Origin of the sequence: Streptomyces mangrovi (genome assembly GCF_900114215.1) — a bacterium.
GTDB classification, from domain to species: domain Bacteria; phylum Actinomycetota; class Actinomycetes; order Streptomycetales; family Streptomycetaceae; genus Streptomyces; species Streptomyces barkulensis.
The window spans coordinates 291150-305977 of sequence record NZ_FOSG01000005.1 but is presented as its reverse complement, the minus strand read 5'-3'; the positions used below and the strand labels follow the sequence as shown (position 1 = coordinate 305977).

Below are 14828 nucleotides of genomic sequence, written 5' to 3'. Positions count from 1 at the left end.
TCTTACGGTCGACAGGACTGGTCCGGTGAACCGGTCAGAGCACGTTGTCCTTGACCGCCGTTACGAAGGCCGACCAGCCGGCGTTCGGGAAGACCAGTGCGGGCCTCTCGGGGGCTTTGCTGTCGCGGACGGGGGTGACGCCAGGGAGGTCGTCGACGATCTCGACGCACGCTCCTCCGTCTCCGTTGGTGTAGGACGACTTGCGCCAGGTGGCCGTGCTCAGGTCGTAGTCGATGCTCATGGTGTCTTGTAGTCCTTCGCCACCGATTGGATCAGGGCCAGGGACGCCTTCGGTGACAGCGCGGCGGCCCTGATCAGGTCGTAGGCTCGCTGGTACTGGGCTACCAGCCTTGGTTCCTCGACGAGTTGGCCGGTGTACGCACTCTCGGCGTAGGAGACCGGCGGGGCGTCTGGGAAGGTCATCTGGATCACCGTGCCGTTCAGGAAAGCGGCTGATCCCGCTTCGAAGGGCAGCACTTGGACCACGATGCGGTAGTGGTCATGGCCCAGTTCCAGCAGGTGGCGCAGTTGCTCGTGCATGGTGGCCGGGCCGCCGACCGGGATACGCAGCGCAGCTTCGTGGATGACTGCCCACAGCTCGGGAGGTGCGGACTGGGCGAGCATTCGCTGCCTTTCCATGCGCGCCGTGACGCGATCGTCCACTTCCTCCTGGGGCGCGAACAGTTGTGTTGCTCGGATCAGATCTCGTGCGTACCCCTCGGTCTGCAACAAGCCGGGCACCAACGTCGGCGCGTACTCGCTGATGGTCGTCGCTGTCCTCTCCAGTTCCGCTGCTTCGGCGAAGTAATCGGGGTACCGGGACTTTCGCGCCAGTCGGCACAGGCGTTGCAGGTGTTCGCCAGCCCCTCGGCCTTGCCCAACAGGGGAAGTGCGGGCCGGAACCAGCCGTATGCGCGCCCGCCCGTCCGGTTCCGGAAAGCCGCATCTCCGGCGAACGGCATCGATGCGATCTTCCCGCCCGTCCCCACTCCCCGGCCCGGACGCCACAACGCTGCCGGGGCAGTGCCCTTGCCGAGGCCCACGGCTGCGCCCTGGTGACCGCCGACGTGCGCCTGGCGCGCTCGGGCGCGGCACGCTGCCCAATCCACGTGGTCGGCTGACGGTGAACTCCCATCGCTACGACCGGCAGGGCTTCCGGCCGACTCGCGGCCTCGGGTGGGTCCGTGAGACCGGCGGGGGCTGAGGTGGGTCCGAAGTCGGCTGTGTTGGCCGGAAGTTCGCTTTGTTCAACCCCTTGACCGAGGACAGTCCACCGCTAAGGTCTAGACCTGAACACCTCAGGTCTAGACCTTAGGTCAGCCTCTGTCCTCGTCCCACGGCGTTGTCCGTGTGAGGGCACGGTGCGTGGACGGTGATGCCCATCGCGGCATCCGGTGCGTCCGCGCACCCGCGCCACCCGGCGGGTCGGCGCGACCGGCACGGCGTACGCGCCGTACCCCACCCGGTCGCGCCGGACTTCCGGGCGGCGGCCTCGACGACACCGAAGAAAGTGGAATGGCATGAACACGAAGAAGCGAGTGGCCCTTGCGCTCGGCGCGATGGTCGCCCCCCTGCTCGCCGTCAGCCTTCCGGCGGGCACGGCCAACGCCCACGGCTGGGTGACCGACCCCGGCAGCCGCCAGGACCAGTGCGCCCAGGGCGTCGTCGACTGCGGTCAGATCTCGTACGAGCCGCAGAGCGTGGAGGGGCCGAAGGGGCTCAAGAGCTGCAGCGGCGGCAACGAGCAGTTCGCCGAGCTCGACGACGACAGCAAGGCCTGGCGGGTCACGCCGGTCGGCTCCTCGCACACCTTCACCTGGAGCCTGACGGCACGCCACGCCACCGACACCTGGCAGTACTTCATCGGCGACCGGAAGATCGCCGAGTTCGACGGCAAGGGTGTGCAGCCGCCCTCGCAGGTCAGCCACCAGGTGAACTTCGACGGCCTCACCGGCCGCCAGAAGGTGCTCGCCGTGTGGAACGTGGCGGACACCGCCAACGCCTTCTACGCCTGCATCGACGTCAACATCGGTGGCACGGGCGGCGGTGACGGTGGTGGCGACGGCGGCGGCGATGGTGGCGGTGACGGCGAGCCGGGCGCCTGCGCCTCGCCGGCCTGGGGCACCGGGAACGTCTACAACGGCGGCGACACCGTCACCCACGACGGGCACACCTGGCGCGCCAAGTGGTGGACGCAGGGTGAGGAGCCCGGCGCCACCGGCGAGTGGGGCGTCTGGGAGGACCTCGGAGCCTGCGCGGCCGGGTGATCCGGTGACCGCGTGATCCGGTGACCGCGTGACGCGGCCGGGCCGGTGCGCGCCCGCTGGGGGCGTGCGCCGGCCCTTTCGCGTTCCCCGCCGCGCGTGTGCCGGTCGCGTCGTCAGCCGATGACGTGCGTCGGTGTACGACCTCCCCGCCGTCCCGCCCGCCGCTGTGGCGGGCCGCGATCCGGTCACCGAGGCGATCAGTGCCTCCACCGAGGCGGTGGTCGAACCCCACGCGGCCCTGGCCGGAAACGGGATCGCCCTGCCTCCCTCGGCATCGACCTGGCGTCCTGCCCCCGGACCGTCGGCCCGCGCCCGCTGGTGGAGCTGGGCCGCTGCAACCCGGAGACCGCCCGCGCCCGGACCGCCGCCCTGGAGAGGGCGGCGGTCCGGTGACACCGGCCCGTCCTGAGTCCGGCGCGGGACGGGGCGAGCGGATGTGAGCCGGAAGCGGGCCGGGCCCGCCACCGCCGGCAGAGGGCGGTGGCGGGCCCGGCGGGGGCGGGGCTCATCGGGTCACCCGCCGCAGGCGGACGCGCTCAGCGGCGCTTCCAGCCCCGGTCCTCCTTCCACTGCTCCCACTTGGCCTCCTTCAGGGAGGACCGCAGGGCGTAGAAGGCGGGCTTGCGCTTGAAGTCCTCGGTCATGACCGTCGCCGAGCCCTCGCCCTCGAAGAACACCGGCACCCAGGAGTACTTGTCGGTGAAGCCCCAGATGGTGAAGGAGTTGCACTCCTCGACCTCCAGGCACGCCTCCAGCACCCGCTGGTACCAGTCGGCCTGCTGCTTCTGCTGCTCGGCGGTGGGCTCGCCGCTCTCGGGCAGGTCCATGCGGATGTCCAGCTCGGTGACGGCCGTCTCCAGGCCGAGGTCGTCGAACCGCTGCAGGTTCTGCTGGAGGTCGCCCGGGAAGCCGTAGCGCATGCTCAGGTGTGCCTGCACGGAGAAGCCGTGCACGGGCACGCCCTGCGCGAGCAGCTCCTGGCTGAGCTCGTAGTAGGCGTCGCTCTTGGCGTTGTCGCTCTCGACGTTGTAGTCGTTGAAGAACAGCTTCGCCTCCGGGTCGGCCTCGTGGGCCCAGCGGAAGGCGTCGGCGATGATCTCCGGCCCGAGCTCACGGATCCAGATGTTGTCCTGGGTGCGCAGGTTGCCCTGGTCGTCGAAGATCTCGTTGGCCACGTCCCACTGCTGGATCTTTCCGGCGTAGCGGCCGACGACGGTGGTGATGTGCTCGCGCAGGATCTCGCGCAGCTCCTCCTCGGAGAAGTCGCCCTGCTCCAGCCACTCGGGGTTCTGGCTGTGCCACAGCAGCGTGTGGCCGCGCACGACCTGCCGGTGGCGCTCGGCGAACTCGACGATGGCGTCGGCCGCCCCGAAGTCGTAGGTGTCCCGCTCGGGGTGGATGAACTCCCACTTCATCTGGTTCTCGGGGGAGACCGAGTTGAACTGCTGCCCGAGGATCTTCCGGTACTTCCGGTCGTGGGTGAACGGGTCCGGGTAGTCCTGCTCCAGGTGGTGGCCGCCGCCCGCCACGGCGGTGCCCACGTAGAACCCCTTGGGAGCGGCCTCGCGAAGCCGGTCGAACTTGGCGTTGGAGTGCGGTGCGGCCTCCCGGTCGGCGGGCGGGGCGGCCGTGGCCGAGGTCACCACCAGGGGCAGGGACAGTGCGGCCGCGGTGAGTGCGGCGGTGGCGATGCGAACGGGTCTCATCGGAGGGCTCCCATTTTCGGTCGACCTTTTCAAAGTTTCCGGAAATTTTCCGGACGCTTGGTTCAGGGACGCTAAGGGCCGCTCGGTCGGGGCGTCAATACCCGTGCACCACCGCGTTCGCCGACGCGTTCACCGCCGCCTTTCCGCGTACCCGTGTGCCGGACGGGGCGGACGGGGCGCGGGTGAGGGGAAGCACGGTGAGCGCGCGGTGCGTGGGAGACCCGGCGCATGATCGTCGAACGCGCGTACGCACACGTGGAGTCGTACGACGACGGGGAATGGCCCTGGTCCCTCCCCTGCGTACGGGCGCTCCTGACGGACGGGCTGCGCTTCACCGCGCCGGTGACGTTCCTGGTGGGCGAGAACGGTTCGGGGAAGTCCACGCTGGTCGAGGTCCTGGCGGAGGGCTTCGGCCTGGACCCCTGGGGCGGCTCGCACGACTGGCGCTACGCGAGCCCGCGCGCCAGGTCGAAGCTGGGGGAGCGGATACGGTTCGACGCGGCGCCGCGCGGGCGGCGCATGCTCGGGAACTGGTCCGCCCGCACCGGGTTCTTCCTGCGTGCGGAGACGGCGCTGGACGCGCTGGAGCGGGAGGGATTCGCGCCGGACTCGGTCAGCCACGGCGAGGGCTTCCTCGCCGCGTTCCGCGGGAAGTTCCTCAGGCCCGGGCTGTATGTGATGGACGAGCCGGAGGCGGCGCTGTCGTTCGCGTCCGGCCTGGAACTGATCGGCCACATCGACCGGCCGGCCGGAAGCGGCGGCCAGGTCGTCTGCGCCAACCACTCACCACTGCTGACCGCGCTGCCGGGCGCGGACGTCGTCGAGGTCGGCGAGCACGGCCTGCGCCGGACGGCCCGGGGCGAACTCGCCCTGGTCGACCACTGGCGCCGCTACCTCGCCGACCCCGGGGCCTATCTGCGGCACATCCTGGACTGAGGGCCACTCGCGTTACGCGCTCCGCGTCGGTGTCGGCGGTGCCGTCGGTGCCGTCGGTCCCGGCGGCCTCTAGTGGGCGACCATCCCGTGCTCCGGCCAGGCGCCGGAGGTGTGGTGGGTGCGGGCGATCCCGCGGACCGTGGCGCGGAAGCCGAAGGTCTGCCCGCCGTCGTCCGGTTCGGCCTCGTGGGTCGCCTTGTCCAGGGTCATGACCCGGTCCATCTCCTCAGGGCGCCCACCGAACGCGTAACGGACGGTGGAGGCGTCCTCGGAGAGCTTGCGGTAGTAGACGAGTATGGCCATCCGTGCCGCTCCTCCCGATCGTCCCCCGTACCCTGGCCCACCGCCGCACCCGGCACAACACCTTTCCGCCCGCCCCCGGGCGGCGCGGTTGTCGGCGTGACATGCGAACATGCCACGCCATGGACCTGTCCTCGCTCATCGCACGGCTCGAGCTCCCACCGCCGTCGGCGGACTCCGGCCGGCCCGCCGCGCCCGAGCCCGTCCCCGTCGGCTGGGACGCGGTCGAGAGCCGACTGGGGCTGAGGCTGCCCGCCGACTACAGGGCGCTGGCCCGCACCCTCGGGCCGCTGGAGATCGGCGAGCGGCTGTGGCTGCACACGCCGTGCGAGCGGGAGGGCGATTACGACTACGGGGACTGGCTGTGGGAGACCCACCGGGAGTGCCGTATCTCCTCCCTCCGGGCCCTGCGGCGGGAGCCCCCGCCGTTCCACCCCGAGCCCGGCGGGCTGCTCGCCTGGGGCGAGACGCGGGAGGGCGTCAGGCTGCTGTGGGACACCGGGGCGTCCGGCGACCCCGACCGGTGGCCGGTCGTCGTGTTCGACGCCGAGGCCGCCCGTCGCGGGAGCGATCCGTGGCACGGCTGCGGGACGACGCTGGCGCAGACCCTGGTGGCGCTGCTGACCACCGGGATCGGGCTGCCCGGCGGCAGGGTGCTCGGGCCGCTGCCGCCCACCGCGCGCCGTCCCGCGTTCCTGGTCGGCGCCCGTCCCTGGAAGCCGCCTGAGCCCGAGCCTCGGCCCCCCGGGCCGGAGGACCGGAGGCGCTGACCCGGCCCGTACCGCAGCCGTGGGTCCGGCCACCCCCTCAGCGGCCCCGCAGCAGCAGTTCCGTGTTGCGGTCGCCCGCCCTGCCCGCCCGTGCCGTGCTGCGGCCCGGGGCGTTGAAGGCCAGTTCGCGGTAGAGCGAGGCCAGGCCGGCGGGGGAGAGGTCGCCGGGGTCGGCGGCGTACGGGGCAGCGGACTCGACGCAGGTGGTGAACAGGGACAGGGTGCCGTCGCCGTTGTCCGTCAGCTCGATGACGCGGGCGAGCTGCGGATGGTCGACGTGCGAGGCGGTGGTGATCTCCCAGTAGTGGCCGTGCGGCTCGATCCGGTTGCGGTGGCTGTGCCCGTTGATCCAGGCGGTCACATTGGCGTGCCGCCCCAGCAGCGCGGTCAGCTCCGGGCCGCCGACGGTCATGGAGCCGCTGGGGTGGTGGCTGAAGACCAGCACGTGGTCGTCGCCGTGGCGGGTCAGCTCGCGTTCCAGCCAGCGCAGTTGGGCCGCGCCCATGTGGCCGTGCCAGTCGCCGTCCGGGTTGGTGGTGTCCAGGCTGACGCCGAGCACGCCGTCGGCGATACGGAAGGAGTAGTACAGCCGCCCCTCCTCCAGGGCGGCCCGGGTGTAGCCGTGGCCGGTCGGGCCGGGGCCGGTGTACGCCGGGTCCAGGTGCGCCGCGGCGTACTCCCGGGTGGTGAGGGGCGCGCGGGAGGGGTCGGGGGTGACGGTGCGCATCTTCCGGGAGTTGGCGCGCAGCAACTCCTGGAGTGCGGCGCCCCGGGTGTCGCGGCCCTTGCGGATCGTTCTGTACATCGCGGCGGCCTCGGCCTCGGGCAGCTCGTACAGCTTCCGCTCCCCGACGGACAGGTCGGCGAGGTATGCGCCGCCCGCGTAGTGGCCGCCGTGGAGGTCGTCGTGGTTGCCGACGGTGGAGTACCAGGGGATGGTCAGGCCGGGGCTGGTGAGCCGCCGGATCGCGGCGTCGAGGAAGCCGTCGACGCGGGGGAAGCCGTACCGCGCCCGGTCGGTGTCCTCCGCCCCGCCCTCCGGGTGCCAGTACAGGGGCAGCCCGGAGTTCTGCACTCCCTCGTAGCGCAGCGGGTCGCCGGTGTTGGGGGTGATGCGGCCACCGCTCATCGCGGTGAGGAACCACTCGGTCTCGGCACGGCAGTTGTTGTCCGTGTTGTCCCCGGTGGTGATCGCGAAGCCGAGCGGCGCGCCGGTGGCCGGGCCGCCGCGCAGCGAGTTGATCCGCTCGACCATCGAGACCAGTCCGTGCACCGACAGCGCCTCCTGCGGGCGCCAGGCGCGCGGCTTCCCGGAGCGCAGGTACTCGAAGCGCAACGGGTGCTGCACGTCCGTGACATGGGTGTCGGTGAGCTGGACGAACGAGGCCAGGACGGTGCGCCGGTCCGCGCGCGCCCCGCCCGCGGCGGCCAGGTCCTCCCGTACGACCCGCTCCCAGCCGCGTCCTTCGCCCAGCCGCCGGTAGCCGCTCGCGCCGCGCGGCGCGGCGGTGCTCACCAGCGTGGTCCCGGCGGGGGAGGGGACGGCCGGGGCGGTGGGTGTCGGGGAGGTGGGCGGCGCGGGCGGAGCCGCGGCGGGCGCGGCGGCGTCGGCCGGCTCCCCGCCTGCGCCGAGGGCCACCCCCGTCCCGGTGGCGATCGCGGCGGCTCCGGCGGCGGTGAGCAGGGTACGGCGGTCGAGGGCGCGGTGGAGCGTGCTGCGGTGGGCGGGCTGGCTGCTGCGGGACATGGACGTCTCTCCCCGGATGCGGACGCGGCGCCTTGGGGGCGGGGCGTTCCCCACCCACCGGGGATCGTCGGCAGCCGCGGTGACCCGCGTTCCAACGGCGTGCGAACGTACGGCGCCGAACAGGGTGCATGGATCACCGGGGACCGCATCCGTCATGTCCCGCCGGCCGTGCGTTCACCGGGGAGGCCGGGAGTTCACCTCCCGGCCTCCCGCTTTCGCCCTCTCCGCTCACTCCCGCGGGGCCGCCTCCGGCTGGGAGCCACCCCGTGAGGCCGCGAACGCGGCCAGCGCCTCGGCCGCGTACGCCTCGGCGGCCGTCTTGGTGACGCCCAGGCCGCTCAGCGGCCCGTCGCCGTTCTCCAGCTCCAGCAGTGCCAGCAGGATGTGCTCGGTGCCGACGTGGTTGTGGCCCAGCCGCAGCGCCTCGCGGAAGGTGAGCTCCAGCGCCTTCTTCGCCCCCGCGTCGAACGGGACGAGTTCGGGCGCCTCGCCGGCCGCGGGCGGGAGCGCCGCGGTGAGGGCCTCCCGGACCGCCTCCGCCGCCAGGCCCTGTGCGGTGACGGCCTTCGCGCCGAGCCCGTCCGGCTCGCTCAGCAGGCCCAGGGCAAGGTGCTCGGGCCGGATCTCGCCGTGGCCCGCCGCCCGGGCCTCGTTCTGCGCCGCCACCACGGCGTTCCGGGCGCGGGGGGTGAACCGGCCGAACCCCTGGGAAGGGTCCAGGTCCGGTGCGGAGCCCTTGGGGACGAAGCGTTTCTGGGCGGCCTGCTTGGTGATGCCCATGCTCCGGCCGATGTCGGTCCAGGAGGCGCCCGAGCGCCGGGCCTGGTCCACGAAGTGGCCGATCAGATGGTCGGCCACCTCGCCGAGGTGCTCCGCGGTGAGGACCGCGGTGGACAGCTGCCGCAGGACGTCGGACTCGGTCTGCTTGATGCCCTCGATCAGGTCGTCGAGGCGGACGGTGCCCGTGACGGGCGTCGGATTCTCCATGCGTCAACTTTAGGTTGACGATCCGATGCCGTCAACTTGAGGTTGACGATTTTCGGCCGAGCGCCCTCGTGGAGGGTGCGGCGCTCCGCCGGTGTCCCCGCCGTCACGGCACATCGCCGCAGGTACCGGCGGGAAAAGGTCATCACGTTCCCCGGAGCGGGCGTGCGAGGATGGCCGGAAACCCGAGAATCCGGCCATACGAAGGAGATGACGCAGGTGCCTGGTACGAACCTCACGCGCGAAGAGGCGCGGGAGCGGGCCCGTCTGCTCGAGGTGGACTCGTACGAGATCGAGCTCGACCTCTCCGGCGCGCAGGAGGGAGGAACCTTCCGCTCGGCCACCACGGTGAGGTTCGAGGCGCGCGAGACTCGGGAGAGCTTCATCGACCTGGTGGCCCCGGCCGTGCACGAGATCGTCCTCAACGGCGAGTCCCTCGACCCCGCCGAGGCCTTCGCCGACTCGCGCATCGCCCTGCCCGGCCTGGTCGCCGGACGCAACAAGCTGCGCGTCGTCGCCGACTGCGCCTACACCAACACCGGCGAGGGCCTGCACCGCTTCGTCGACCCCGTCGACGACCAGGCGTACCTCTACACGCAGTTCGAGGTGCCCGACGCCCGCCGGGTGTTCGCCTGCTTCGAGCAGCCCGACCTGAAGGCGTCCTTCGCCTTCACCGTCACCGCCCCCGAGGGCTGGACGGTGATCTCCAACTCGCCCACCCCGAAGGCCGAAGGGCAGGGCGGGAACGTCTGGCGCTTCGAGCCGACCCCGCGCATCTCCTCCTACATCACCGCGCTGATCGCCGGCCCGTACCACTCGGTGCACAGCAGCTGGGAGGACGGCAAGGGCCGCAGCGTCCCGCTGGGCGTCTACTGCCGCCCCTCACTGGCCGAGCACCTGGACGCGGACGCGATCTTCCAGGTCACCCGCCAGGGCTTCGACTGGTTCGAGGAGAAGTTCGACCACCCCTACCCCTTCGCCAAGTACGACCAGCTCTTCGTCCCCGAGTTCAACGCGGGCGCGATGGAGAACGCGGGCGCCGTCACCATCCGCGACCAGTACGTCTTCCGTTCCAAGGTGACGGACGCCGCCTACGAGGTGCGCGCCGAGACGATCCTGCACGAGCTGGCCCACATGTGGTTCGGCGACCTGGTCACCATGGAGTGGTGGAACGACCTGTGGCTGAACGAGTCGTTCGCCACCTACACCTCCATCGCCTGCCAGGCCGCAGCCCCCGGCAGCCGCTGGCCGCACGCGTGGACGACCTTCGCCAACTCCATGAAGACCTGGGCCTACCGCCAGGACCAGCTCCCCTCCACGCACCCGATCATGGCCGAGATCCGCGACCTGGACGACGTCCTGGTCAACTTCGACGGCATCACCTACGCCAAGGGCGCCTCCGTCCTCAAGCAGCTGGTGGCCTACGTCGGCGAGGACGCCTTCTTCCGCGGCGTGCAGACGTACTTCAAGCGGCACGCCTGGGGCAACACCCGTCTGACCGACCTGCTCACCGCCCTGGAGGAGACCTCCGGCCGGGATCTGAAGACCTGGTCGAAGGCGTGGCTGGAGACGGCCGGCATCAACGTCCTGCGCCCGGAGATCGAGGTGGACGGAGACGGCGTCATCACCTCCTTCGCCGTGCGCCAGGAGGCCCCGGCCCTGCCGGCGGGCGCCAAGGGCGAGCCGCTGCTGCGCCCGCACCGCATCGCCGTCGGCTCCTACGAGCTGGAGGACGGGAAGCTGGTGCGCACCGGCCGGATCGAGCTGGACGTGGACGGCGAGCGCACCGAGGTGCCCGAACTGGCCGGCACCCGCCGCCCGGCGGTGGTCCTGCTCAACGACGACGACCTGTCCTACGCCAAGGTCCGGCTCGACGAGGCGTCCCTGGCCACCGTCACCGGCCACCTGGGCGACTTCGCCGAGTCGCTGCCGCGCGCCCTGTGCTGGGCCTCGGCCTGGGACATGACCCGCGACGGCGAGCTGGCCGCCCGCGACTACCTGGAGCTGGTGCTCTCCGGCATCGGCAAGGAGTCCGACATCGGCGTCGTCCAGTCCCTCCAGCGGCAGGTCAAGCTGGCCCTGGACCTGTACGCGGCCCCGAGCTGGCGCGAGGCCGGGCTGCTGCGCTGGTCCGAGGCCGCGCTGGAGCGGCTGCGCACGGCCGGGCCCGGCAGCGACCACCAGCTCGCCTGGGCGCGGGCGCTGGCCGACACCGCCCGCACCGACGAGCAGCTCGACCTGGTCGCCGGGCTGCTGGACGGCAGCCGGGAGATCAAGGGCCTGACGGTGGACACCGAGCTGCGCTGGGCACTGCTCCACCGTCTCGCGGCCACCGGGCGCGCGGACGAGGCCGCCATCGAGGCCGAGTTGGAGCGCGACCGCACCTCGGCCGGCGAGCGGCACGCTGCGGCGGCGCGGGCGGCCCGGCCGACGCAGGAGGCCAAGGCCGAGGCGTGGGCCTCGGTCGTGGAGTCCGACAAGCTGCCCAACGCCATGCAGGAGTCGGTCATCGGCGGTTTCGTCCAGACCGACCAGCGCGAGCTGCTCGCCCCGTACACCGCGAAGTACTTCGACGTGCTCAAGGACGTGTGGGAGTCGCGCAGCCACGAGATGGCCCAGCAGATCGCGGTCGGCCTCTACCCGACCCTGCAGGTGTCCGAGGAGACGCTGCGGGCCACGGACGCCTGGCTGGAGTCGGCCGAGCCCAGCGCGGCCCTGCGCCGCCTGGTGACCGAGTCGCGCGCGGGGGTCGAGCGGGCCCTGAAGGCGCGGGCGGCGGACGCGGCGGCGGCCGTCTGACGTTCCGGGAGCCGCCCCGGGAGCCACGAAGGGGGGGGGCGGTGCCCGCGCCTTCAGGGCGCGGGCACCGCCCCCTTCCCGGTGTTTCCGGGGCTTCCGGGTCTTTCAGCCGGACGCCGCGCCGCGCGGCGCGGCGGTCTCGCCGGACGCGTCCCCGCTCCTCTCGTCACCTTCCCCGTCACCTTCCCCGTCTCCGTCTCCGTCGGTGTCCCCGGAGCGGGTGGCCGCCAGGGACCAGCCGATCGAGACGGCGATGGTGGCGGCGATGACCCCGAGGGTGACGGGGATGGGGAGCTTGCCGACGGGGGTCTCGGACAGGATCAGCTTGATGCCGGCGAAGACGAGCAGGAACGCCAGCCCGTAGTGGAGGTAGGTGAAGCGCCGCAGCAGCCCGGACAGGCAGAAGTACAGGCTGCGCAGGCCGAGGACGGCGAAGGCGTTGGCCGTCCACACCAGGAAGGTGTCGGTGGTGATGGCCAGGACGGCGGCGACCGAGTCGATGGCGAAGATCAGGTCGGTGGCCTCGATCGCGACGAGCGCGACGAACAGCAGGGTGGCCACCCGGCGCCCGTCGATCCGGATGAAGAAGCGGTCGCCGTGGTACCGGGAGTCGGTCGGGACGACCTTCTTCACCAGCCGCACCAGCGGGTTGCGGTCGGGGTGGACCTCCTCGTCGTGCGAGAAGGCCATCTTCCAGCCGGTCCAGATCAGGAACGCGCCGAAGAGGTAGGCGGTCCAGAAGAAGACCTGGAGCAGTTCGGCCCCGACGAAGATGAACACCAGCCGGGCGGCGAGCGCGCCGATCACGCCCCAGAAGAGGATCTTGTGCTGGTATGCCTCGGGGACGGCGAAGAACGAGAAGACCAGGGCGAAGACGAAGACGTTGTCGATCGAGAGGGCCTTCTCGATCAGATACCCCGCGTAGTACGTGCCGGCGGTGTCGCCGCCCTGCCAGGCCCACAGCACGAGGCCGAAGCCCAGGCCGGCGGCGATCCACACCGCACTCCAGACGGCCGCCTCACGGAAGCCGATCACATGGTTGTCGCGGTGGGCGAGCAGGTCGACGGCGAGCATCGCGGCGATGCCCAGGGTCAGGGCGGCCCACACCCACAGGGGGACGGCCAGTGACGGGTCGTTCAACGGGATCGGGTTCCTTCCGTCGTCGACGGGCGCGACGGACGCGACGGGTCCGAGGAGTGCGGCGCGGTGCCGCGCAGGGGCGCCCAGGGCGCGGGGCCCGCCGTGTGCACCGGTGGGCCGCCGTGGAGGGCGGCGGCCTCCCGCAGCGCGGCGGCGTCGACTCCGGCGGGGCCGGTACGGGCGGCGACCACCGCGTCGCAGCGGTTCCGGCGGGCCAGGGCGACCACACCGGCGGCGGTCCGCAGCCGCGTGCCGCGGCGCGGCGGCAGACGGTGGGCGGTGGGTATGTGGCCCAGGCCGGCCCGTCCGAGGCGGGGCAGCACCCTGGCCAGGACGGCGGCGCCCGCCCGCCCGGCGGCCCGGTCGTCCACGTGTGCGGGCAGTACGGCCACCAGCAGCAGGGGCGCCCGGTGGATCCCGGCCAGACGCACGGCGGCGTCGGCGACGGCGATGTCGTCGAGACGGTCGGTGAGGACGGCGGCGATCGGTCGGGGCGGGAGGTGCGGCGCGGTCACGGCGGATCCGCCTTCCTGCGCGGAAACGGTCATATGCCCAAGAGTCGCCCGAAAGGGGAACCACGTCAATAATTACGCGAAAAGTTTTTCACTAATTCTGGGGCGCCTTTTCTTGGGGGACATGCGAAGCGCGGATCGTACGATGGAGGCATGACCGTCTCCCCCTCCCGCGGCGACCGGTGGACCTTCCTCACCAACCACGCCCGCGTGCTCCTGCACATCGCCCGCGACCCCGAGGTCCGGCTGCGGGACGTCGCGGCGTCCATCGGCATCACCGAGCGCGCGACCCAGGCGATCGTCGCCGACCTGGAGGCCGCCGGATACCTCAGCCGCACCCGGGTCGGCAGGCGCAACCGCTACACCGTCGACCCCACCGTCGCCCTGCGCCACCCCTCGGAGGCGGGCCACCCCGTCGGCGACCTGCTCGACACCTTCCTCCACCGCGAGGACCCCCCGGCCGCCCCCGCCTCCCGGGCCGCGGTGTCCCGGGAGGGGGAGGGGCGGGAGGCTTCCGGCGCCTGAGGGCCGGCGCTCACCGCGGCAGGACCTCCACGTACGGGACCGGCCCGCGCTCCGGCGCGGTCACCAGGGCGGTGCGGACCACGGCGGCCTGTCGCGCGGGGCGGTCGCGGAGTTCGGACGCGGTGACGTGGACGACCGTGACGCCCCGGCCCCGCAGCCGCTCGCGCTTGCGGGCGTACGCCGGGGGGCGGGCGCCGCCCCGTGCGCCTTCGCCGCCCCGCGCCTCCGTACCGTCGCGGAGATCGATCTCGACGGCCACGGCCCGCTCCGGCCAGTAGGCGTCCACCCCGCCGAGGTGGGGGCCGCCGGGCAGCCGGAGGTCGACGTTCCAGCAGGGCTCGGGCAGGCCGTGGGCGCGGACCAGCCCGTACAGCAGGCTCTCGGCCACTGACCGGCTCTCGGCCAGCAGCGCGTCCACGGCGTCCGCCAGATGCGGGCGGCCCAGCAGCCGGGCCCGGGCCAGCTCGCGGACGACGGCCCGCGCCTCGCAGTGGCCGCCACGCACCGCCTCGGTCAGCATCCGGCGCACCGCCACCGCGTCGCCGCTCCGGGCGGCGGTGTCGGCCAGGGCGCGGGGTACCGGGGCCACGGGCAGGCCGGTGATCTCCTCGGGTACGGGGAGGTGGCGGGTGCGCACCACACGGGCGCAGCCGGCCGGGCGCAGCCGCCGGGTGTGCGGCACCAGCACGTCGATGTGCTCCAGGGCGGACAGCGGGGGCGTGGAGGAGAAGCCGTGCAGGGCGAGCGCGGCGGGCCCGGTGATCACCGCCGCCGGCGTCTCCCGGCCGGCGGGGCGGCCGGCGGAACCGGCGGAACCGGCGGAACCGGCCGAACCGGAGGAGGCCTGCCCCGGCACGCGTTCCGCCCCCGCCGCGTACAGCAGCACCGCGTGCAGCCGCTCCTCGCCGGTCGGCGGCCCGGGGTGCAGCAGGTAGACGCCGGGCAGCGGCATCCGCCAGGGCCCGCCCGGCCGGCAGCGCTCACCGGCGGCGGCGGCCGACACGCCGTGCTCGCGCAGCGTGCGGGCCGTCACCACCCGTCGGCGTACGTGCGACAGGCGGCGGACGGGGCGGGGGGACACGGGGGTCTCATGGCTCATGTCCCCGCGATTCCCGCCCGCGTTCCGCCCGCCAACCTCTGTT

At 72.7% G+C, this 14828-nt stretch carries 14 protein-coding genes; 5 read left to right on the top strand and 9 right to left on the bottom strand.

Going from position 1 to position 14828, the window contains the following annotated elements; genetic code table 11:
• Window positions 1-34: 34 nt before the first annotated feature.
• Both BM237_RS09780 and BM237_RS09775 read right to left on the bottom strand, forming a co-directional pair.
• Window positions 35-241 (bottom strand): DUF397 domain-containing protein, encoded by a 207-nt coding sequence (locus BM237_RS09780; protein ID WP_093849152.1) that lies wholly within the window; start codon window positions 239-241, stop codon window positions 35-37.
• The gene (locus BM237_RS09775) at window positions 238-741 is read right to left on the bottom strand and encodes a DUF5753 domain-containing protein (RefSeq protein ID WP_093849151.1); all 504 of its coding nucleotides are present in this window, start codon (window positions 739-741) and stop codon (window positions 238-240) included. Before BM237_RS09775 ends, BM237_RS09780 begins: the two co-directional genes overlap by 4 nt.
• A gap of 779 nt (window positions 742-1520) precedes the next feature.
• Between BM237_RS09775 and BM237_RS09770 the strand changes: the two genes are divergently transcribed.
• Entirely contained in the window at window positions 1521-2267 is a 747-nt protein-coding gene (locus BM237_RS09770; RefSeq protein WP_093849150.1) for a lytic polysaccharide monooxygenase, read from the top strand.
• Between the two features lie 536 nt (window positions 2268-2803).
• Here the strand turns inward: BM237_RS09770 and BM237_RS09765 are convergent.
• Window positions 2804-3973 carry an endo-1,4-beta-xylanase gene (locus BM237_RS09765; protein ID WP_093849149.1) on the bottom strand — a complete coding sequence of 390 codons (1170 nt, stop codon included), beginning with the start codon at window positions 3971-3973 and terminating at the stop codon, window positions 2804-2806.
• A gap of 228 nt (window positions 3974-4201) precedes the next feature.
• On the opposite strand from BM237_RS09765, the gene BM237_RS09760 reads away from it, so the two are divergent.
• Window positions 4202-4909, top strand: a complete 708-nt coding sequence (locus BM237_RS09760; RefSeq protein WP_093849148.1) for an AAA family ATPase — start codon at window positions 4202-4204, stop codon at window positions 4907-4909.
• A 69-nt stretch (window positions 4910-4978) separates the two neighbouring features.
• Here the strand turns inward: BM237_RS09760 and BM237_RS09755 are convergent, their stop codons facing one another.
• Entirely contained in the window at window positions 4979-5212 is a 234-nt protein-coding gene (locus BM237_RS09755; protein ID WP_093849147.1) for a hypothetical protein, read from the bottom strand.
• Between the two features lie 119 nt (window positions 5213-5331).
• Here BM237_RS09755 and BM237_RS09750 point away from each other — a divergent pair, with 119 nt between their 5' ends.
• A complete protein-coding gene (locus BM237_RS09750; protein WP_093849146.1) occupies window positions 5332-5979 on the top strand; it encodes an SMI1/KNR4 family protein in 648 nt (215 codons plus the stop codon).
• A gap of 37 nt (window positions 5980-6016) precedes the next feature.
• Here BM237_RS09750 and BM237_RS09745 read toward each other — a convergent pair whose 3' ends face one another.
• Together BM237_RS09745 and BM237_RS09740 are read right to left on the bottom strand one after the other, a co-directional pair.
• Window positions 6017-7726: a TIGR03767 family metallophosphoesterase gene (locus BM237_RS09745; RefSeq protein WP_093849145.1), complete on the bottom strand. Its 1710-nt coding sequence runs from the start codon at window positions 7724-7726 to the stop codon at window positions 6017-6019.
• Window positions 7727-7954: 228 nt separating this feature from the next.
• Window positions 7955-8713 (bottom strand): Clp protease N-terminal domain-containing protein, encoded by a 759-nt coding sequence (locus BM237_RS09740; protein WP_093849144.1) that lies wholly within the window; start codon window positions 8711-8713, stop codon window positions 7955-7957.
• A gap of 216 nt (window positions 8714-8929) precedes the next feature.
• Between BM237_RS09740 and pepN the strand changes: the two genes are divergently transcribed.
• Window positions 8930-11509 carry an aminopeptidase N gene (gene pepN, locus BM237_RS09735; protein WP_093849234.1) on the top strand — a complete coding sequence of 860 codons (2580 nt, stop codon included), beginning with the start codon at window positions 8930-8932 and terminating at the stop codon, window positions 11507-11509.
• A gap of 105 nt (window positions 11510-11614) precedes the next feature.
• Here pepN and BM237_RS09730 read toward each other — a convergent pair whose 3' ends face one another.
• Both BM237_RS09730 and BM237_RS09725 read right to left on the bottom strand, forming a co-directional pair.
• Entirely contained in the window at window positions 11615-12649 is a 1035-nt protein-coding gene (locus tag BM237_RS09730; protein ID WP_217655817.1) for a TerC family protein, read from the bottom strand.
• Window positions 12646-13197 carry a universal stress protein gene (locus tag BM237_RS09725; protein WP_175540948.1) on the bottom strand — a complete coding sequence of 184 codons (552 nt, stop codon included), beginning with the start codon at window positions 13195-13197 and terminating at the stop codon, window positions 12646-12648. Before BM237_RS09725 ends, BM237_RS09730 begins: the two co-directional genes overlap by 4 nt.
• Window positions 13198-13314: 117 nt before the next feature.
• Between BM237_RS09725 and BM237_RS09720 the strand changes: the two genes are divergently transcribed.
• Window positions 13315-13686, top strand: coding sequence for a helix-turn-helix transcriptional regulator (locus tag BM237_RS09720; protein WP_093849143.1), 372 nt, complete (start codon window positions 13315-13317; stop codon window positions 13684-13686).
• Window positions 13687-13696: 10 nt separating this feature from the next.
• On the opposite strand, the gene BM237_RS09715 is transcribed toward BM237_RS09720, so the two are convergent.
• Window positions 13697-14785, bottom strand: coding sequence for a hypothetical protein (locus BM237_RS09715; protein WP_175540947.1), 1089 nt, complete (start codon window positions 14783-14785; stop codon window positions 13697-13699).
• Window positions 14786-14828 lie beyond the last annotated feature (43 nt).

Coding starts and splice junctions, on each gene's coding strand:
- BM237_RS09780 (WP_093849152.1), bottom strand. CDS start 241: ATGAGCATCGACTACGACCTGAGCACGGCCACCTGGCGCAAGTCGTCC.
- BM237_RS09770 (WP_093849150.1), top strand. CDS start 1,521: ATGAACACGAAGAAGCGAGTGGCCCTTGCGCTCGGCGCGATGGTCGCC.
- BM237_RS09765 (WP_093849149.1), bottom strand. CDS start 3,973: ATGAGACCCGTTCGCATCGCCACCGCCGCACTCACCGCGGCCGCACTG.
- BM237_RS09760 (WP_093849148.1), top strand. CDS start 4,202: ATGATCGTCGAACGCGCGTACGCACACGTGGAGTCGTACGACGACGGG.
- BM237_RS09755 (WP_093849147.1), bottom strand. CDS start 5,212: ATGGCCATACTCGTCTACTACCGCAAGCTCTCCGAGGACGCCTCCACC.
- BM237_RS09750 (WP_093849146.1), top strand. CDS start 5,332: ATGGACCTGTCCTCGCTCATCGCACGGCTCGAGCTCCCACCGCCGTCG.
- BM237_RS09745 (WP_093849145.1), bottom strand. CDS start 7,726: ATGTCCCGCAGCAGCCAGCCCGCCCACCGCAGCACGCTCCACCGCGCC.
- BM237_RS09740 (WP_093849144.1), bottom strand. CDS start 8,713: ATGGAGAATCCGACGCCCGTCACGGGCACCGTCCGCCTCGACGACCTG.
- BM237_RS09725 (WP_175540948.1), bottom strand. CDS start 13,197: ATGACCGTTTCCGCGCAGGAAGGCGGATCCGCCGTGACCGCGCCGCAC.
- BM237_RS09720 (WP_093849143.1), top strand. CDS start 13,315: ATGACCGTCTCCCCCTCCCGCGGCGACCGGTGGACCTTCCTCACCAAC.
- BM237_RS09715 (WP_175540947.1), bottom strand. CDS start 14,785: ATGAGCCATGAGACCCCCGTGTCCCCCCGCCCCGTCCGCCGCCTGTCG.